Origin of the sequence: Streptomyces sp. NBC_00582, from assembly GCF_036345155.1 — a bacterium.
GTDB lineage: Bacteria > Actinomycetota > Actinomycetes > Streptomycetales > Streptomycetaceae > Streptomyces.
In genome coordinates this window covers 6,565,373-6,583,784 of record NZ_CP107772.1, presented here as the reverse complement: position 1 = coordinate 6,583,784, position 18,412 = coordinate 6,565,373, and the positions used below count along the sequence as shown (strand labels likewise).

Annotated in this window: 14 protein-coding genes; 6 read left to right on the top strand and 8 right to left on the bottom strand. The window is 71.9% G+C overall.

Features of this window, described 5'->3' with window-relative positions; genetic code table 11:
- Nucleotides 1-254: 254 nt before the first annotated feature.
- The 7 genes from OG852_RS29515 to OG852_RS29485 all read right to left on the bottom strand — a co-directional run bounded on the left by OG852_RS29515 (nucleotide 255) and on the right by OG852_RS29485 (nucleotide 9,689).
- The gene (locus tag OG852_RS29515; RefSeq protein ID WP_330349467.1) at nucleotides 255-875 is read right to left on the bottom strand and encodes a CGNR zinc finger domain-containing protein; all 621 of its coding nucleotides are present in this window, start codon (nucleotides 873-875) and stop codon (nucleotides 255-257) included.
- Between the two features lie 152 nt (nucleotides 876-1,027).
- A complete protein-coding gene (locus OG852_RS29510; protein ID WP_133914977.1) occupies nucleotides 1,028-2,203 on the bottom strand; it encodes a uroporphyrinogen-III synthase in 1,176 nt (391 codons plus the stop codon).
- A gap of 100 nt (nucleotides 2,204-2,303) precedes the next feature.
- Nucleotides 2,304-3,710: a nitrate/nitrite transporter gene (locus OG852_RS29505; protein ID WP_133914976.1), complete on the bottom strand. Its 1,407-nt coding sequence runs from the start codon at nucleotides 3,708-3,710 to the stop codon at nucleotides 2,304-2,306.
- A 120-nt stretch (nucleotides 3,711-3,830) separates the two neighbouring features.
- The gene (locus tag OG852_RS29500; RefSeq protein ID WP_330349466.1) at nucleotides 3,831-5,027 is read right to left on the bottom strand and encodes an acyltransferase family protein; all 1,197 of its coding nucleotides are present in this window, start codon (nucleotides 5,025-5,027) and stop codon (nucleotides 3,831-3,833) included.
- Entirely contained in the window at nucleotides 5,024-7,216 is a 2,193-nt protein-coding gene (locus tag OG852_RS29495) for a bifunctional polysaccharide deacetylase/glycosyltransferase family 2 protein (RefSeq protein ID WP_330349465.1), read from the bottom strand. The genes OG852_RS29500 and OG852_RS29495 overlap by 4 nt, the downstream gene beginning before the upstream one ends.
- Nucleotides 7,217-7,705: 489 nt before the next feature.
- A complete protein-coding gene (locus OG852_RS29490; protein WP_330349464.1) occupies nucleotides 7,706-8,377 on the bottom strand; it encodes a hypothetical protein in 672 nt (223 codons plus the stop codon).
- A gap of 334 nt (nucleotides 8,378-8,711) precedes the next feature.
- Complete coding sequence (locus OG852_RS29485) at nucleotides 8,712-9,689, bottom strand: LysR family transcriptional regulator (RefSeq protein WP_133914972.1); 978 nt, start codon at nucleotides 9,687-9,689, stop codon at nucleotides 8,712-8,714.
- A gap of 84 nt (nucleotides 9,690-9,773) precedes the next feature.
- Between OG852_RS29485 and OG852_RS29480 the strand changes: the two genes are divergently transcribed.
- The 6 genes from OG852_RS29480 (at nucleotide 9,774) to OG852_RS29455 (ending at nucleotide 17,738) form a co-directional block, all read left to right on the top strand.
- Nucleotides 9,774-11,045 carry an MFS transporter gene (locus tag OG852_RS29480; RefSeq protein WP_330349463.1) on the top strand — a complete coding sequence of 424 codons (1,272 nt, stop codon included), beginning with the start codon at nucleotides 9,774-9,776 and terminating at the stop codon, nucleotides 11,043-11,045.
- A 357-nt stretch (nucleotides 11,046-11,402) separates the two neighbouring features.
- Nucleotides 11,403-12,704, top strand: coding sequence for an ABC transporter substrate-binding protein (locus OG852_RS29475; RefSeq protein ID WP_133914970.1), 1,302 nt, complete (start codon nucleotides 11,403-11,405; stop codon nucleotides 12,702-12,704).
- The gene (locus OG852_RS29470; protein WP_330349462.1) at nucleotides 12,701-13,633 is read left to right on the top strand and encodes a carbohydrate ABC transporter permease; all 933 of its coding nucleotides are present in this window, start codon (nucleotides 12,701-12,703) and stop codon (nucleotides 13,631-13,633) included. Before OG852_RS29475 ends, OG852_RS29470 begins: the two co-directional genes overlap by 4 nt.
- On the top strand, nucleotides 13,630-14,454 hold the full coding sequence (locus OG852_RS29465) for a carbohydrate ABC transporter permease (protein WP_330349461.1): 825 nt from the start codon (nucleotides 13,630-13,632) through the stop codon (nucleotides 14,452-14,454). Before OG852_RS29470 ends, OG852_RS29465 begins: the two co-directional genes overlap by 4 nt.
- A gap of 15 nt (nucleotides 14,455-14,469) precedes the next feature.
- Complete coding sequence (gene yicI, locus OG852_RS29460) at nucleotides 14,470-16,734, top strand: alpha-xylosidase (RefSeq protein ID WP_330349460.1); 2,265 nt, start codon at nucleotides 14,470-14,472, stop codon at nucleotides 16,732-16,734.
- Complete coding sequence (locus OG852_RS29455; protein WP_330349459.1) at nucleotides 16,731-17,738, top strand: LacI family DNA-binding transcriptional regulator; 1,008 nt, start codon at nucleotides 16,731-16,733, stop codon at nucleotides 17,736-17,738. Before yicI ends, OG852_RS29455 begins: the two co-directional genes overlap by 4 nt.
- Nucleotides 17,739-17,792: 54 nt before the next feature.
- Here the strand turns inward: OG852_RS29455 and OG852_RS29450 are convergent, their stop codons facing one another.
- Nucleotides 17,793-18,395: a contact-dependent growth inhibition system immunity protein gene (locus OG852_RS29450; RefSeq protein WP_133914965.1), complete on the bottom strand. Its 603-nt coding sequence runs from the start codon at nucleotides 18,393-18,395 to the stop codon at nucleotides 17,793-17,795.
- Nucleotides 18,396-18,412 lie beyond the last annotated feature (17 nt).

Below are 18,412 nucleotides of genomic sequence, written 5' to 3'. Positions count from 1 at the left end.
AGTCGGTCGCTCGGTGACAGGTACGGAAGGGGGGTGCGGAGTGTTCAAACCGAGAAGACAGTTTTCTTCAGGGTGTCATGACGAGGGGGACATGGCGGCACATTCCCACCGCTTCTCCTTCACATTTTCGCCACACGGGCGCGATCGGGCGGGCTGCCCTTGCTCAGGCATGGGCAAACATGATGTTGTCGAAATCACTTCGGCAATTTTGCCGCCAGGCTGTCACGGAACGCTGTGCAATTACTGTCAGCTCGTCAGAGAAGGCGTATACCGGGCAGTTGGGAGCGTGCCAAGGCGGCGCGCCGACGATGCCGTGCGACGCGCTCACGGTTGCCGCAGACCTCGCTCGAACACCAACGTCTGCGCCTGCCGCGGGAGGTGTCGACGTAGACGATCGGGCAGTTGTCCCCCTCGCACTCCCTCAGGCCCGCCCGTGCCACCGGATCCGTGAGCAGCTCCACGGCGTCCCGCGCCACGGCGGCGAGCAGCGCGGCGCACTCCGGCGGCCCGTCCAACTCCCGTACGAGGGTGCCGTCCTCGTCGCGTACGGCGCGGGGGACGGGCGGCGCGGCGCGGGCGGCGTCGTTGAGACGGTCGAGGTCGATGTCGTACGGGCCGGGGTGGACGCGGGCCAGCCAGTCCCGCACCAACCGGTCGACGCCGGAGCGCAGTTCGCGGAACGCCTGCGGCCAGGAGGGGTCGGCGTGGCTGAGCGCGGTGCCCGGCGGGACGAGGCCCGCGCCGCGGATCCAGGCGCACAACGGGCCGACTCCGTCGAGGTGTTCACGGGGATGGCTGGTCGCGAGGAGGTCGAGACAACTGCGTCCGGCGTCGAACCGCAGCTCGTAGGGGTCCGTGGCCGTGCCCAGTGTCATGCGCCACCGCCTGCGTCGGAGCGTTCCTGAGGAAACCGAGGAAACCGTTGCCCTCACAGTGCCCCTTCCCGGGGCGCGGCCGAAACCCCCTGTGCCTCACCCGGCGCGGGGGGCGGGGGCGAGGCGCTGCCCGCAGCCGCGCGAGCGACGGCTCAGGCGTCGGCGTACTTCGTGTCCGCCGCCGGGTCCAGAGCCAGCCGGTACCCCCGCTTCACCACCGTCTGGATCAGCTTGGGCGTGCCCAGGGCCGTGCGCAGGCGGGCCATCGCCGTCTCCACGGCGTGCTCGTCGCGGCCGGCGCCGGGCAGCGCGCGCAGCAGGTCGGCGCGGGGGACGACCCAGCCGGGCCGCCGCGACAGCGCCCGCAGGAGGGACATCCCGGCCGGGGGCACGGGCCTGAGACAGCCGTCGACCAGCACCGCGTGCCCGCGGATCTCCACCCGGTGCCCGGCGAGGGGCAGCGCCCGCGCCCGCCCCGGGAGTTCCTGGCAGAGGAGCTGCACGAGGGGACCGAGCCGGAAGCGTTCCGGCTGGACGGTGTCCAGGCCGCGCGCCTGCAACGGCAGGGCGGTGACCGGTCCGACGCAGGCCGGCAGCACATCGTGGTGGAGCGCGGCGATCAGCTCGGAGAGCAGGCCCCGCTCCTCGGCGCGGGAGAAGAGGGACACCGCGGCCGGCGCGCTGGTGAAGGTGATCGCGTCGAGGCCGCGCGAGACGGCCGCGTCGATGAGCCGGTCGAGCGGGGCGATGTCCTCGGGCGGCATCCACCGGTACACCGGGACGCCGACGACCTCCGCTCCCCCGGCCCGCAGCGCCTCCACGAACCCGGGCAGCGGCTCCCCGTGGAGCTGGACGGCGACCCGGCGGCCCTCGACGCCCTCCTCCAGGAGCCGGTCGAGCACCTCGGCCATGGACTCCGAGGACGGCGACCAGTCCTCGGTGAGTCCGGCGGCCCGGATCGCGCCCTTCACCTTGGGTCCGCGGGCCAGCAGTTCCACCTCGCCGAGCCGGGTGAGCAGCTCCTCGCCGAGCCCCCATCCCTCGGCGGCCTCGACCCAGCCCCGGAAACCGATGGCGGTCGTCGCCACGACGACGTCCGGGGCCTGGTCGATGAGGTCCTTGGTGGCGGCGAGCAGCTCACCGTCGTCGGCGAGCGGCACGATCCGCAGGGCGGGCGCGTGCAGCACGGACGCGCCGCGCCGCTGGAGCAGCGCGCCGAGCTCCTCGGCCCGGCGCGCGGCCGTCACGCCCACGGTGAATCCCGCCAGGGGGCCGTGCTCCACGGATCCCTGCGTCGTGGCGTCCGGTCGCTGCTGTTCCACGTACATCACTCTCGTCCCGCACTCGAGTCGCCCTGCACCTACATGCCGACGAGCCTGTCAACGGTGCGTGACAGGCTCGGTTCGGCTTCATGTCGCCAGTGTTACGTCACACCTCGGCGTAGCTGAGCTGGGGCTTCGCCTCCGAGGAGGGGCTTGCGGCGGTGATCCTCCCCGCCGGGCGGCGAAGGTATACGGCCCAGGTGACCAGGAAGCAGGCCGCGTAGAAGGCGAGGAAGGCGACGAACGCGCCGGTGCCGGAGCCGTAGGAGAGGAAGGACTGGCGGAAGGCCATGTTGATGCCGACGCCGCCGAGTGCGCCGACCGCGCCGATGAGTCCCATGGAGGCCCCGGAGAGCCGTCGGCCGTAGGCGGCGGCCGCCTCGCCCTCGAGGCCCTTGGCGACGGCCTTCGCCTGGAAGATGCCGGGGATCATCTTGTACGTCGAGCCGTTGCCGAGGCCGCTGAGCACGAACAGCACCACGAAGACGGAGACGAACAGCGGCAGCGACTTCTGCATGCTGGCGAAGACCAGGACGGCGGTGGCGGCGGCCATGCCGACGTAGTTGTAGAGGGTGATGCGGGCGCCGCCGTACCTGTCGGCGAGCCAGCCGCCCACGGGGCGGATCAGGGAGCCCAGCAGCGGGCCGATGAAGGTGAGGTAGGCCGCCTGGAGCGGCGTACGGCCGAACTGGTTCGTCAGCACCTGGCCGAAGGCGAAGGAGTAGCCGATGAACGAGCCGAAGGTGCCGATGTACAGGAAGGACATGATCCAGGTGTGGGCGTCCTTCGCGGAGTCGATCGCGGCGCCGGTGTCGTTCTTCACTGACGCGAGGTTGTCCATGTACAGCGCGGCGAGGGTCGCGGCGATCAGGATCAGCGGGATGTAGATCCCGAGCAGGACGCGCGGGCCGCCGCTCGCGCCGATCACGGCGAGGCCGACGAGCTGGAGGACGGGCACGCCGATGTTGCCGCCGCCCGCGTTCAGACCGAGCGCCCAGCCCTTCTTGCGCAGCGGGAAGAAGGCGTTGATGTTGGTCATGGAGGAGGCGAAATTGCCGCCGCCGATGCCCGCGAGCAGGCCGACCAGGAGGAAGGTGGAGAAGGAGGTCCCCGGCTTCATCACCGAGAAGGCGGCGACGGTGGGGATCAGCAGCAGGGCGGCGGAGATGATCGTCCAGTTCCGGCCGCCGAAGATCGCGACGGCGAAGGTGTACGGCACCCGGACGACCGCGCCGACCAGCGTCACCATGGACGTCAGCAGGAACTTGTCGGCCGGGGTGAGGCCGTACTCCGGGCCCATGAAGAGCACCAGCACGGACCACATCGTCCAGATCGAGAAGCCGATGTGCTCGGAGAGGACGGAGAAGACGAGGTTCCGGCGGGCGATCTTCTCGCCCTTGTCGTTCCAGAAGGTCTCGTTCTCCGGGTCCCACTCCTCGATCCAGCGACTCCCCTTCTTCGTGGGGGAAACCGTGGGGGACGGGGGTGCGGTGTCTGTGCTCGGGGCTGTCATGACGCCTCCACGTGCTCCGGGCTCGGGTGATTCGGGGGGATGAGCGGTGATGAGTCCCGAAGGTAGGGAGGGCGCGTTTCCGGTCCTGTGGCTGTCGGTGACCGGAAGGGAACGTTGCTCTCACCTCCGGCGGCAGCCCGGTGAGAGGTTGCGGGCACGACGGCGGGCGCCGTCGGGCCACAGCCGGGGTCCGCGCCCGGCCGCCAGATCCTCGGCCCAGCCGAAGCAGACCACGCACAGCGCGGTGAGCGCCCAGACGGCCGGGAGCTGCGGCCAGGGGCTCTCCAGCAGCCAGGACGCGTGCTCCTCCAGCCCGGGGACGCCCCAGAGCCGGTCCCACAGCCCCTCGACCACGTCGATGCACACGTTGTGCCACAGATAGACCGTCACGGCACGGGCGTTGAGGAGCGTGACCAGCCGGTCCCAGCGGCGCAGGGGGCGCGGCCACTCGGTCCAGGACGGGCTGAGGTGCAGAAGCAGCAGGACCGCCGCGAAGGACCACAGGGACTGGGCGAACGGCATGTCGTCCAGGTCGTGCCCGGCCCGGAAGCCGTGTCCGAGGGCGTACCAGAGGCCGATTCCGGCCACCGCCGGCGCCAGGGACGGGACGACATACCGGGGCAGGCGGCGCAGGACGCCCTCCTGGTGGGCCATGCCGAGCAGCCAGCACGCGCCGAAGGCGCCGAAGTCGCTGAGGTGGGAGTCCAGGCGCCGGCTCGGCACGGACAGCGCGCCGAACTCCAGGGCGGCGGACAGGGCGAGCGGTGAGAGGACCGTCGGCCAGGGCGCGGCCCGCAGGGCGCGCAGCAGCAGCGGGGAGAGCAGGACGAACCAGAGGTAGGCGCGGAGGTACCAGAGGGGTACGGCGAGGTCGACGGCCCAGCCGTCGGCGATCAGCCCGTGGACGCCGGGGAGGTTCTCGCCGTACGGCGGGTCGCTGAGCGGGAGGATCCAGAAGGTGAGGTGGAGCCACCACCAGCCGGGGTGGCCCTCGTCGTCCGGGCCCCAGCCGGCGAGCAGCATCCCGCTCACCCCGACCGCGCCGAGCAGCCACAGCGGGGGCAGCAGCCGGCGCATCCGGCCCCGGACGACCTGCGGGGCGGGGCGGTTGCCGAGGGAGCGGGCCATGAGGTTGCCGGCGAGGGCGAACATCACACCCATGGAGGGGAAGACGACGGGCAGCCAGGCCCAGCCCATCAGGTGATAGAGGACGACCCGGAAGAGGGCGATCGCGCGCAGCAGGTCGAAGTAGCGGTCACGGCCGCCCCGGGGCGCGGGTGCCGGGGCGGTGACGTCGGCGGGCTGGGTGGCGGTCATGCCGCGCTCCCCTCCGTCACGGCGGTCTCGGCGGGCGGCGCCGCCACCTGGCCCTTCCTCCGCAGCTTCTGCCAGCGCAGCCGGCCCCCGGTGACGGCGGTGATCCAGGACTGGAGCAGGACGACGTACATGAGCTGGCGGTAGAGGACCTGCTGGAGCGGCAGGGAGATGAGCGGGGTGAGTTTCTCGCGGTCGAGGACGAAGGCGTACGCCGCGCAGCCCGCCTGCACCGCGAGGACGCCGAACCAGGCCGCGATGGTCCTGCCCGTCGGCCCGAACAGCAGCCCGTAGACGAGGAACAGGTCGATGAGGGGGGCGAGGAGCGGGGCGAGGACCATGAAGAGGGAGACGAGCGGCAGCCCGACGCGGCCGAACCGTCCGGAGGGCCCCCGCTCGACGACGGCGCGGCGGTGCTTCCAGATCGCCTGCATGGTGCCGTAGCACCAGCGGTAGCGCTGGGACCACAGCTGCTGCACGGACTCCGGTGCCTCGGTCCACGCCCGGGCCTTCTCCGCGTAGACGACCTTCCAGCCGTCCCGGTGGATGGCCATGGTGATGTCGGTGTCCTCGGCGAGGGTGTCGTCGCTCATGCCGCCGACCCGGTTGAGGGCCGAGCGGCGGAAGGCACCCACCGCTCCCGGGATGGTGGGCATGCAGCGCAGGACGTCGTACATCCGGCGGTCGAGGTTGAAGCCCATCACGTACTCGATGTGCTGCCAGGCGCCGATGAGGGTGTCCTTGTTGCCGACCTTGGCGTTGCCGGCGACGGCGCCGACGGCCGGGTCGGCGAAGGGCTGGACGAGTTCGCGGACGGTGGCCGGCTCGAAGACGGTGTCGCCGTCCATCATCACGATCAGGTCGTGGCGGGCGTTGGCGATGCCCCGGTTGAGGGCGGCGGGCTTGCCCGCGTTGAGCTGCCGTACGACGCGTACGCCGGGCAGGGCGAGGTCCTCGACGATCCGTGCGGTGCCGTCCCCGGAGCCGTCGTCGACGACGACCACCTCGATCGGGTGCTCGCTCGCCATCAGGGAACGGACCGTGTTCTCGATGCACTTGGCCTCGTTGTACGCGGGCACGAGCACCGACACCGGTTCGGTGACCGGCGCGTCCGGGCCCCACCGGAAGCCGCGCCGACGGGTACGGCGGGTGTGGAGCGCGGACAGCGGCAGCATCAGGCCGAAGCGGGCGAGGACGAGGAAGCCGATGGCGGCGAGGCCGACGACGAGCACATCGGTGAGGTCGTCGGCCGCCGTCACCAGGAACACCCAGGCCCTGCCCTTCCACAGATCCACACCGGTGACGGGGGTGTGCGCGCTGGGCGCCTCCAGGGCCTCGGTGAGGTTCTGGAAGCGGTACCCCTTCTTCTGCAGGCCGGGGAGATAGGTGTCGAGGGCGCGGACGGTCTGGCCGCGGTCGCCGCCGGAGTCGTGCATCAGGACGATCGCGCCCTCGCCGGGCTTCGGGGTGGCGTTGCGGATGATCTGCCGCACGCCCGGCCTGCGCCAGTCCTCGCTGTCGGCGGTGGTGAGGACGGTGAGGTAGCCACGGCTGCCGACGTACCGGGTGACCGGCCAGGACGCGTTGTCGAGGGCGTCGGCGGAGGAGGAGTACGGCGGCCGGAACAGAGAGGTGCGGATCCCGGCCGCGCCCTCCAGGGCGAGCTGGTTCTGGGTGAGTTCCCAGTCGATGCGCCGCTTCGACTGGTAGGAGAGGTCGGGGTGGTTGAAGGTGTGCAGGCCGATCTCGTGCCCCTCGTCGACCATCCGTTTCACCAGGTCCGGGTAGCGGGAGGCCATGGTGCCGGTGACGAAGAAGACGGCGTGCGCGTGATGCCTCTTCAGCACGTCGAGGACCTTGGGGGTCCAGGTCGGGTCGGGGCCGTCGTCGAAGGTGAGGACGATCCGGTGGTCCGGCACGTCCAGGCCGGTGGCCCGGCCGCTCCGGGTGTCCACGACGGGGCCGCCGTCGAGGATCTTCCGCGGCACCCGGTCGGCGGGGGCCTCGGGGCGGATCCGGTGGTCGGCGAGGATCTCGCTGTGCACATAGCCGCGCAGCATCAGCATCGCCAACATCGCCGACAGGGCGACGAGCGGGAGCAGCTGGCGCAGCCGCAGCGGGGGCATCAGCCGACGGCGCGCGACGGGACCGACGGAACGTCGGGAGGAACGGCGGTTGGAGCGTGAGGCCATGAGGGGGCGTACTCCGGACGGGAGGGGACGGGGACAGGAAGGGGAGGGCGGGGCCGGAAGGAAGGGAGAAGGGCGTCGGACCAGCCCTGGATGCCGTACGGCGCCACGGGCCGGGCACGGGCCGGGCACCGGCCGGGCACGGGATACCAACGGGTCGGCCTGCGGCCGGTCACACTCCGGGCCTCCGGGCTACGGCGACGGCAGGCTCCTCGGTGTCGGGAGCGCCGGGCGCCGGGCGTCGGGCGCCGGGCGCCGGGCCGGCCACGGCGCTCCTCGGTGTCGGGAGGGCCGGGCGCCGGGCGCCGGGCATCGGGCGTCGGGCCGGCCACGGCGCTCCTCGGTGTCGGGAGCGCCGGGCGCCGGGCGTCGGGCGCCGGGCGTCGGGCGCCGGGCGCCGGGCGCCGGGCGTCGGGCGCCGGGCCGGCCACGGGAACTGTCGGCCGGCCCCCGGACGGGACAGGCACGGGAGGCCACGGATGCGGCCTTCCCTCACACCCCCCGGTCCGCCGCCACCGGTGCCGGGTGTGGGGCGCCGTCCGCGACCGTGTTGGCGCCGCCCGCCGAGGACGGGGAGGACTCGGGCGAGGGGCTGGTGGCCGGGGAGGAGGACGGGGGCTCGGCGGAGGAGGAGCCGCCGCCCACGACCGGGCTGCTCGGGCCCGGGTCGGAGGGCGAGGTGCTGGGTGCCGTATTGGCGCGGGGGCTGCCGCTCGCCGAGGGGCGGGCCGCCGCGGAGCCGGTGGGCGCCGCGGCGCTGCCCGAGGCGCTGGGCCCGCCGCTCGCCGAGCGGGAGGGCACGCCGGCCGAGGCGGAGACGCCGGGGCTGCGCGGGGCCGCGAAGCCCGGGGCGCCGGAGGTCGCGGCGGAGGCGCTCGGACCCCGGGTGGTCTCGACCCGGCCGGCCGGCGGATCGTCGTCCGGGCCCGGCACCGGCAGCCAGGGCGCGCCGGCGTTGCCGGACAGCAGGGTGGCGACGATGACGACGGCGTAGGCCGCGCAGGCGAGCCCCGCCAGGATGCCGATCCGGCGGAAGGTACGGCCGCGGCGGCCCGACGCGTCGACGAACACGGGGGCGTCGGAGGCCGAGGTTCCGGCGCCCTTCGCCGGGTGCGGGGTGTCGAGCTGGACGGTCACCTCGTCCGGGTCGTTGCCCTCACCCACGGACTCGCTCGACCGTTCATTTTCGGCAAGGCTGTTCGAAGCGCCTGCCCGGCCACTTCGCCCGGGAACATCCGCTAAGGACCGATACCCGACGACGGTCGGCACATCCCGAGTCGGAGGGGCTGCTTCCGGCCACTCCGAAGGACCTGGTTGGGCGTCTTCTCGCCATTTCTCCATGTGCGCACTTCCCCCCACGGACCGGTTCAGGGTGCGCCTACGACTCCGAGCGCACGTCGACGAGACCGGGCCCCCACCCGGAATCCGCGCCCCTTTTACCCCACTGCGCTCAGGCCGACGAATCTAGCGCAGGCGTGGGACCGGTGTGCGCGATGTGTCATTTGTGCGCAGAAGGCATGTTCATGTCGATGGCTGGAATCCATCCCCCAACGGGCCGCTGAAGCCACCCCTCCGCCTCGGCGACCTCGGCCGCGGACCGTCGAAGCGCATCGATCCCGGGATGGACCAGCCCCTTTCGCCACACCAGTGACACGGGCGACAAGGGGACCGGGTCGATCAAGGGCCGTGAGACGGTCCCCGTCATGGCCTGAAAACCCACCACCGCAAGGACAGGATTGCCCACCTTTGTAGTGATTCGCTGGAACTCCTCCTCCCCGACGGCGAGGGGCGCCGGCGGTGCCAGGCGGATCCCGCGGCCCTCGAACAGCCGCTCCGCGAGGTCGGTCCACTCGGGCGTCCGGGGGTTGCCGGCGCCGGCGTACACCGTCTCCCCGGCGAGCGCGTCCAGCGGCACTGCGGCCAGCCCCGCCAGCCGGTGACCCTCCGGCAGCACGACCGCCATCGGCTCGTACCGCACGAGCTGCCGCTCCAACCGCCCCCGCAGGACGGGGCCCAGCCCGGCGTACCGCCCGAACGACGCGTCCAGCCGCCCCGCGACGATCTCGGCCGCCGCACCCGTGAGTCCGCTCTCGTACCGGGCCATCAGCTCCAGTTCGGGGGCGAGTTCACGCGCCCGGTGCAGCACGCGCCGTCCGGTGTCGAGGTTCGGCGAGTTCAGGTCGACCAGCAGCGGCCGGGCCCGCCCGAACGCGGCGACGAGGTCGTCCTGCGCCTGCAGCGCCCGGCGGGCGAACGGCACCAGCCGCTCCCCGTCCGCCGTGAGCGTCACCTGCCGGGTGGTCCGTACGAACAGCTCGGCCCCGAGCTCCCGCTCCAGCCGCCGTACGTCCCGGCTGAGCGCCTGCTGGGCGACGTACAGCCGGGCGGCGGCGCGGGTGAAGTGCAACTCCTCGACGACGGCGAGGAAGGCGCGCAGGAGCCGGGGCTCGACATGGGTCTGACCAGGTGCGGACATCCGGCGAACTTACAACGGCGGTGCGTGAATCGGCACCGAGAAGGTGTTGGACCCCCTGCTCGCCCCCGGGAGACGGTTTCCCCCATGCCGGACAGCCCGCCACCCCGCCTCTTCACGGTCACCGCCGACACCTTGGTGATCGTCGACCTCGACCGCCGCGCCCCCGAACCCCCGCCCCACTCCTACCGCCGTGTCCTCTCCCTTCCCGGCGCCCGCGCCTTCACCGCCGGGAACCTCCTCGCCCGGCTGCCCATGGGCATGTTCAGCGTGAGCGCGGTGGTGATGATCGCCGGGGCGCGCGACTCGTACGCCCTCGCCGGCGCGGTCACCGCCACCGGCCTCGCGGCCACCGCGCTCCTCGCCCCCTGGATCGCCCGGCTGGTCGACCGGCACGGACAGGCCAGGGTCGCGGTGCCGGCGACGCTCTTCGCCGCACTCGGCAGCCTGGCCCTACTGCTCTGCGTCCACTACGGCGCCCCGGACTGGACCCTGTTCGCCGCGTACGCCGCCACCGCGACGACCCCCAACACCGGCGGCATGTCCCGCGCCCGCTGGAACCACCTCCTGAGCGGCGACCCGGCCGCCCTGCACACCGCGAACTCCTTCGAACAGGCCGTCGACGAGCTGTGCTTCATGCTGGGCCCGGCGGTCGCGGCCTTCCTGTGCGCCACGTTCTTCCCGGAGGCGGGCACCCTGGCCGGGGTGGTGCTGCTGGTCACGGGCATCCTGACGTTCGCCGCCCAGCGCGCGACGGAACCACCCCCGCACCCCCGCCCCACCGCCGCATCCCCCCTGCGCAGCCCCGGCCTCCCCCCTCTCCTCGCCATCTGCCTCGCCCTCGGCGCGGTGTTCGGCGCGACGGAGGTGGTGACGATCGCGTTCGCCGACGAGCGCGGCCACCGTACGGCGGCGGGCCTCGTCCTCGCCCTCCAGGCCGCCGGCTCCTGCGCGGCCGGTCTCGTCCACGGGGCGATACGACCCTCCGGCCCCGCCTCCCGACGCCACCCCCGGTGCGTGGCGGCGATGGCCACCCTCCTCACCCTCCCCCTCCTCGCGGCAACCGTGCTCGACTCACTCCCCCTGCTGGCCGCGGCGCTGCTCCTCTCAGGAACGGCGACGGCCCCCACGATGGTCACCACCATGGCCCTGGTCCAGGAACGCATCCCCGTGGCCCGCCTGAACGAAGGCATGACCCTCGCGGTCACCGGCCTCCTCGGCGGCATCGCCTGCGGCAGCGCGATCGGCGGCTGGACGGCCGACCACGCCTCCCCCGCGACGGGCTTCACGGTCCCCCTCGGGGCGGCGACGACAGCCCTGCTCATCGCCCTCGCCGCCGCGCGATCGCGGTACCGGTAGCGAAACCGCGGGAGCGCGGCTCCCGTCGACGGAACGGGAGCCGCGCTCCACCTCTTGCACCGGGCCGGTGCCGGCCCAGTTGCTTGATGGCCCGTACCGCCCTCGACCAGCTCACCGCTGGTCCCGGCGCGCCGTCCACGCCAGCACCGCCGACGATCTCTTTGCCACCGCCGGCTGACAGACCCCGCCAGGGCCATTTCCCGCACGCCCCATTGACGCACGTCACACCCGCCCCCTACCTTCCCCCGTCGAAGCGCTTCGACGTCACGCATCGAAACGGTTCGACGACCTCGTCGAACGTCGCGTGGCGGCTGTTCCTGCCCGAAGAACCATCCCGAACTCCCCCGGAGGCACAGGATGTTGACGGCGAGAAGGCGTGCGGTGGCGAGTGCGGCGGCGGCCCTGGCGGGCGCTCTGCTGCTGGCCTCCTGCGGCGGCACGAATGACAGCGGCTCCTCCGATCCCAAGACCCTGCGACTGTGGCACTACGAGGGCCCGACCAGCGCGATGGGCGTCGCCTGGGCCGAGGCGATCAGGGAGTTCGAGGCCACGCACCCGGGCGTGAAGGTGAAGTTCGAGGAGAAGAGCTTCGAGCAGATCCAGAAGACCGCCCCGATGGTCCTCAACTCCTCCGAGGCGCCCGATCTGATGGAGTACAACAAGGGCAACGCGACGGCCGGTCTGCTGTCCAGGCAGGGGCTGCTCACCGACCTCTCCGCCGAGGCGGCGAAACGCGGCTGGGACAAGCTCCTGAGCGCCGGCGTCCGCACCACCAGCCAGTACGACGACAACGGTGTCATGGGTTCCGGCACGTGGTACGGCGTGCCGGACTACGCCGAGTACACGATGGTCTACTTCAACAAGGACCTGTTCGCGAAGTACGACCTACCCGAGCCCAAGACGTTCGACGACCTCGTCACGGCCATGGACACCTTCGTCGAGCACGACATCACCCCCCTCGCCAACTCCGGCGCCGAGTACCTCGCCCAGCAGTACCTCTACCAACTCGCCCTCTCCAAGGCCGACCGCTCCTGGGTCGACTCCTACGAGCTGTACAAGGGCGAGACCGACTTCCACGACACCGCCTGGACGTACGCGGCGGAGACCTTCGCCGACTGGGTGAAGAAGGGCTACCTCGGCGAGAAGTCCAGCGGCACCAAGGCCGAGGAAGCCGGGGTCTCCTTCATCCGGGGCAAGGCGCCGATCCTGTTCTCCGGCAGCTGGTGGTACGGCCGCTTCCAGGCGGAGGCGACGACGTTCGACTGGGGCACCACCCTGTGGCCCGGCTCCGATCTCACCCTCGGCTCCGGCGGCAACCTCTGGGTCGTCCCCAAGAGCGCCGGCAACAAGGAACTCGCCTACGACTTCATCGACATCACCCTGTCGAAGAAGATCCAGAACCTGCTCGGCAACAAGGGCGGCGTCCCGGTCGCGGCCGACCCCGCCGCGATCACCGACCCCAAGGCCAAGGAGCTCATCGAGAACTTCAACACCCTCTCCGCCCGCGACGGCCTCGCCTTCTACCCCGACTGGCCGGTCCCCGGCTTCTACGACGTCCTCGTCTCCGAGACCCAGAAACTGATCACCGGCAGCGAGAAACCGGACGCCTACCTCGACGCGTTGCAGAAGGCGTACGACAAGGGCGTACCCCAGCGATGAGGGCACGCGGCCCCCACGACCGCCCCCACGACTCCTACACCCCGTACCTGCTCCCCGGTCTCCTCGCCTTCCTCGCCGTGATCGTCGTGCCGTTCCTGATGAACACCGGCGTGAGCTTCACCGACTGGCAGGGCGTGGGCCGTCCGTCCTGGGCCGGGTTCGCCAACTACCGGGAGCTGCTGGGCGACGCGGACTTCTGGGCGTCGTTCCGGCACAGCCTGTTCATGGTCGTCGCCATGGCCGCCGTACCGACGGCCCTCGGACTGGTGCTGGCGGCGGCCCTGTTCGACCATGTCGCCCGGCACTTCGGTCCCCGCATCAGCGCGGTGCTGCGCGCCTGCTTCTACCTCCCCCAGGTGCTGCCGATCGCGGTCGCGGGGATCGTGTGGAGCTGGATCCTCGCCCCCGAGGACGGCTCCCTGAACGCGTTCCTCCAAGCGATCGGGCTCGGCGGGTGGCAGCGGGACTGGCTCGGCGACCCCGACCTCGCGCTGTACGGCGTGATGGGTGTGCTGGTGTGGGTGCAGATCGGCTTCCCGCTGGTGGTGTTCATGGCGGGGCTGCAGCGCGTCGACCCCGAACTGCACGAGGCGGCCGAGCTGGACGGCGCCGGCTGGTGGCGCCGGTTCCGGCACATCACGCTGCCGCAGCTGCGCCCGGAGATCCATGTCGTGCTGACCTGGTGCACGATCGCCGCGCTGAAGGTGTTCGGCGCGGTGTACGTGCTGACCAAGGGCGGCCCGGGCGGTGCGACGGACGTGCCGTCCTACTTCTCCTTCACCACCTTCTTCGAGAAGACCCAGGTCGGCTACGGCGCCGCGGTCTCCACCGTGCTGACCGTGATCATCCTCGCCCTCTCCGTGATCGGCCTGCGGCTGCAGGCGCGGGCGCAGGACGCGGAGGACACGACAACGGGGGTGCGCGCATGACCAACGCCCTGCGCCGCTGGCCGGTCCTGGTCGCCCTCTGCCTCGCCGCGCTCTTCATGGTCGTCCCGTTCCTGATCGTCGCCGTGAACGCGGTGAAGTCCCCGGCGGAGTACTCGGCGAACGGCCCGCTCAGCCTGCCGGACGGTCTCTACCTGGACGGTCTGAAGGACTTCTGGGAGCGGGTCGACTACAGCCAGAAGCTCATCAACTCGGCCCTGATCAGCGGCTCGGTGGCGGTCCTCGCGGTCGTCCTGTCGGTCCTCACCGCGTACGCGATCGGCATCGGCCGGGTCCGGGGCCGCACCTGGCTGCTGGCCTTCTTCGTCCTGGCCAACATGCTGCCGCAGGAGGCGCTGGTCTACCCGCTGTACCACCTGAGCAAGGAGGCCGGTCTCTACGACACCCGGCTCGGCGTGATCATCGTCTTCACCGTCGTCCAGTCGGCCTTCGGTACGTTCCTGCTGTCCTCGGTCCTCGCCCGGTTCCCCCGGGAGATCATCGAGGCGGCCCGGATCGACGGCGCGACCACCTGGCAGGTGCTGTGGCGGATCGTCGTCCCCGTCAGCCGCCCCACCCTGGGTGTGCTGCTGGTCCTCTTCTTCGTCTGGACCTGGAACGAGTTCCTGCTCCCGCTGGTCATGCTGATCTCCAACGACAACCAGACGGTGTCGGTGGCCCTCGGCGTCCTCCAGGGCCAGCGGCTGATGGACGCCACCATGACCAACGCCGCCGCCCTGCTCGGCGTCCTGCCCGCGCTCGTCTTCTTCCTCGTCTTCCAGCGCACGCTCACCCGCGGCATCGCGGTGGGCGCCGTGAAGTAAGGAGACCCCCCACCCATGAAGTTCTCCGACGGTTACTGGCTGCTGCGCGAGGGCGTCACCGCCTCGTACCCGGCCGAGGTCCTCGACGTCACCGAGCCCGACGGCGCCGGCGCCCTGGAGATCCACGCCCCGACCCGGCCGATCCGCAGCCGCGGCGACCTGATGACGGGACCGGTCATGACGCTCACCGTCCACAGCCCCATGCCGGACGTCATCGGACTGACCCTGCGCCACTTCACGGGCGAGCGGCCGCGCGAGCCGGTCTTCGACCTCACCGGGACCGGGGCCGGGGCCTCCCCGCTCCTCTCCCACGACGACGACCACGCGACCCTCACCTCCGGCGCGCTGTCGGTCCGGGTGGCCCGCTCCGGTCCCTGGCGGGTGGAGTTCCTCGCCCACGGCCGCACCCTCACCACCAGCGGACCCAAGGGCATGGCCATCCTGCGGGACGCGGCCACCGGCGGCCACTACCTGCGCGAACAGCTCGACCTCGGGGTGGGCACCACCGTCTACGGCCTCGGCGAACGCTTCGGCCCGCTCGTCAGGAACGGCCAGGTCGTGGACATCTGGAACGCCGACGGCGGCACGGCCACCGAACAGGCCTACAAGAACGTGCCGTTCTACCTCACCGACGCCGGCTACGGCGTCTTCGTCGACCACCCGGGCAAGGTCGGCTTCGAGGTCGGCTCGGAGACCGTCTCCCGGGTGCAGTTCAGCGCGGAGACACAGGAGTTGACGTACTACGTCGTCCACGGGCCGGCCCCCAAGGAGATCCTGCGCCGGTACACCGCGCTCACCGGCCGACCGGCGCTCCCGCCCGCCTGGTCCTTCGGGCTGTGGCTGTCGACCTCCTTCACCACCTCCTACGACGAGGAGACGGTGACCTCCTTCATCGAGGGCATGCGGGAGCGCGAACTGCCGCTGTCCGTTTTCCACTTCGACTGCTTCTGGATGCGGGAGTTCCACTGGTGCGACTTCCGCTGGGACCCCCGGGTCTTCCCCGACCCGGAGGGCATGCTGGCCCGGCTGAAGGCCAAGGGCCTGCACGTCTGCGTGTGGATCAACCCGTACATCGCCCAGCGCTCCCCGCTGTTCGACGAGGGCAGGGCGCTCGGGCACCTCCTGCGCCGCCCCGACGGCAGCGTCTGGCAGTGGGACATGTGGCAGCCCGGCATGGCCCTGGTCGACTTCACCAGCCCGGCCGCCCGCGACTGGTACGCGTCGAAACTGGAGGCGCTCCTCGCCCAGGGCGTCGACTGCTTCAAGACCGACTTCGGCGAGCGGGTGCCACTGGACGTGGAGTGGTCCGACGGCTCCGACCCCGAGCGCATGCACAACTACTACACCTACCTCTACAACCGCACCGTCTTCGACGTCCTGCGCAAGCACCGGGGAGAGGGCGAGGCGGTCGTCTTCGCCCGCTCGGCGACGGCCGGCAGCCAGAGGTTCCCCGTCCACTGGGGCGGCGACTGCGAGGCGACGTACGCCTCGATGGCGGAGTCGCTGCGCGGCGGCCTCTCGCTCGGACTGTCCGGGTTCGGCTTCTGGAGCCACGACATCGGAGGCTTCGAGGGCACCCCGACACCGGCGCTGTTCAAGCGGTGGCTGGCGTTCGGTCTGCTGTCCTCGCACAGCCGGCTGCACGGCAGCTCCTCGTACCGGGTCCCCTGGCTGTTCGACGAGGAAGCGGTGGACGTGCTACGGCACTTCACCCGGCTGAAGCTGCGGCTCATGCCGTACCTCTACGACGTCGCCCGCGTCGCCCACGAGGAGGGGCTGCCGATGATGCGGGCGATGGTGCTGGAGTTCCCGGAGGACCCCGGGTGCGCCCATCTGGAACGGCAGTACATGCTCGGCCCGGATCTGCTGGTCGCCCCCGTCTTCAGCGACGAGGGGGACGTCACCTACTACGTCCCCGAGGGCACCTGGACCCACTTCCTCACCGGGGGCACGGTGACCGGTCCGCGCTGGGTGCGCGAACGGCACGGGTTCCGCGGTCTGCCGCTGCTGGTGCGGCCGGGCGCCGTGCTCCCGGTCGGCGCGCACGCCGACCGGCCCGACTACCCGCACGCCGACGGGGTGACCCTGCGGACGTACGGGCTGGAGCGGGGGACGGAGGTGCGGGTCCGGGTGGGGGACACGGTCTTCACCGTCGTACGGGAGGGCGACACCCTGCGGGCGTCGGCGAGCGACTCCTCGGCGCCCTGGGCGCTCGCGGCCGGGGACCGGGTGACCCGGGCCGAGGCGGGCACCGGCTTCCTGACACTGGAGCTCGGATGACGGTGAAGATCACGGATGTGGCGCGGCGGGCCGGGGTCTCCCCCAGCACGGTGTCGTACGCCCTCAGCGGCAAACGCCCGATCTCCACGGCGACCCGGCAGCGGGTCGAGGCGGCCGCCCGCGAGCTGGGCTACCGGCCGCACGCGGGCGCCCGGGCCCTCGCCAGCAGCCGCTCCAACGTGCTGGCGCTGGTCGCCCCGCTGCGGGCCGGCATCCATGTGCCGGTCGTCATGCAGTTCGTGGCGTCGGTGGTGACGGCGGCCCGGCGCCACGACCACGACGTCCTGCTCCTGACCCAGGAGGAGGGCGAGGACGGTCTGCGCCGCGTCGCGGACACGGCCCTGGTCGACGCGCTGATCCTCATGGACGTCCAGCTGAACGACCCCCGGCTGCCACTGCTGCGCACCCTGGACCGGCCGTCCGTGATGATCGGCTTCCCCCGCGACGGTGCCGGGCTGACCTGCATCGACCTGGACTTCCGCAGTGCGGGCGAGCGCTGCGTGGAGCATCTGGCCCAGCTCGGGCACCGGGTGGTCGGGCTGGTCGGGTCTCCCCCGGAGGTCTACGTCCGGGGCACGGCCTTCGCCCAGCGCGTGGTCCAGGGTTTCACCGCCGCCGCCGACCGGGGCGGGCTCGCCTCGGCCGTCCACCCGTGCGAGGCGACCCCGGCGGCGGCCCGGCAGGTGGCCGAGCGCCTGCTCCGCGACCAGCCGGCCCTCACGGGTGTGGTCGTCCACAACGAGGCGGTCCTCGAACCCCTGGTCACCGCCTTCGCACAGCTCGGTCTCCGCGTGCCCGGCGACCTGTCGGTGACGGCGATCTGCCCGGACGAACTGGCCGACTCCCTGGGGATCACCTCGGTCGCCCTGCCGTCCACCGAGGTGGGCGAACGGGCGGTGGACCTGCTGATGGAGAAACTCGCGGGGGGCCTCGTACCCGAGGCGACGCTGCTCCAGCCCTCACTGACGCCTCGGGCGAGCACGGCACCGCGTACGACCGCATGAGAACGGGGCCCGCACTCGGGTGAGTGCGGGCCCCGTTCTCCGGTCGGAATCCGGTCAGGGTGTCTCCACCAGGAAGCGGACGCGGTCCACCACGAACTCGCCGTAGTGCAGGGCCGTCCCGATGGTCTCCATCCCCTGGTACTGCTCCGGGGACAGCGTCGCACCGGGAGCGTGCTCCACGGCGTTCAGCAGCACGCGCAGCGCCAGGTCCGGGGTGCAGTCGCGGGCACAGTCGACGAGCGCGGCACGCACCTCGTCGGCCAGGAACCCCGCCCGCTCGATCTGGGCGACCACCGCGTCCCGCTGGTCCCAGCCGTCCTCCGTGTCGGCACCCGTGAGGGGATGGACGTCCCCCCGCTCGGACAGCCGGGCGTCGCACAGGCCGACGACCGTCTCGGTCCACTCGGCTCCCGTGATCCCCGCGAAGCCCGGCATGTACTGGGCTCCGGCGGTCCACAGCACCTCGAGCGTCTCCGAGGGCAGGTGGTCGGCGAGCGTGCGAGCGTCCCGGCGTACCGCCAGGACCTCCTCGTCGCTCTCCTCCGCCAGGTGTTTCGCCACGACGTCGACGGCCGTGGGCCCGTCGTGGGTCCAGTCCTGGTGGAAGAACCCCATCACCCACGGCACGCCGAAGGCGAACTCGGTGAAGCGCTGCACCGTTGTGTCTCCTCCTT

Excerpts from the sequence above, each read along its gene's own strand:
- OG852_RS29515 (WP_330349467.1), bottom strand. The coding sequence starts at position 875 with ATGACACTGGGCACGGCCACGGACCCCTACGAGCTGCGGTTCGACGCC.
- OG852_RS29510 (WP_133914977.1), bottom strand. The coding sequence starts at position 2,203 with ATGTACGTGGAACAGCAGCGACCGGACGCCACGACGCAGGGATCCGTG.
- OG852_RS29505 (WP_133914976.1), bottom strand. The coding sequence starts at position 3,710 with ATGACAGCCCCGAGCACAGACACCGCACCCCCGTCCCCCACGGTTTCC.
- OG852_RS29500 (WP_330349466.1), bottom strand. The coding sequence starts at position 5,027 with ATGACCGCCACCCAGCCCGCCGACGTCACCGCCCCGGCACCCGCGCCC.
- OG852_RS29495 (WP_330349465.1), bottom strand. The coding sequence starts at position 7,216 with ATGGCCTCACGCTCCAACCGCCGTTCCTCCCGACGTTCCGTCGGTCCC.
- OG852_RS29485 (WP_133914972.1), bottom strand. The coding sequence starts at position 9,689 with ATGTCCGCACCTGGTCAGACCCATGTCGAGCCCCGGCTCCTGCGCGCC.
- OG852_RS29480 (WP_330349463.1), top strand. The coding sequence starts at position 9,774 with ATGCCGGACAGCCCGCCACCCCGCCTCTTCACGGTCACCGCCGACACC.
- OG852_RS29475 (WP_133914970.1), top strand. The coding sequence starts at position 11,403 with ATGTTGACGGCGAGAAGGCGTGCGGTGGCGAGTGCGGCGGCGGCCCTG.
- OG852_RS29470 (WP_330349462.1), top strand. The coding sequence starts at position 12,701 with ATGAGGGCACGCGGCCCCCACGACCGCCCCCACGACTCCTACACCCCG.
- OG852_RS29465 (WP_330349461.1), top strand. The coding sequence starts at position 13,630 with ATGACCAACGCCCTGCGCCGCTGGCCGGTCCTGGTCGCCCTCTGCCTC.
- yicI (WP_330349460.1), top strand. The coding sequence starts at position 14,470 with ATGAAGTTCTCCGACGGTTACTGGCTGCTGCGCGAGGGCGTCACCGCC.
- OG852_RS29455 (WP_330349459.1), top strand. The coding sequence starts at position 16,731 with ATGACGGTGAAGATCACGGATGTGGCGCGGCGGGCCGGGGTCTCCCCC.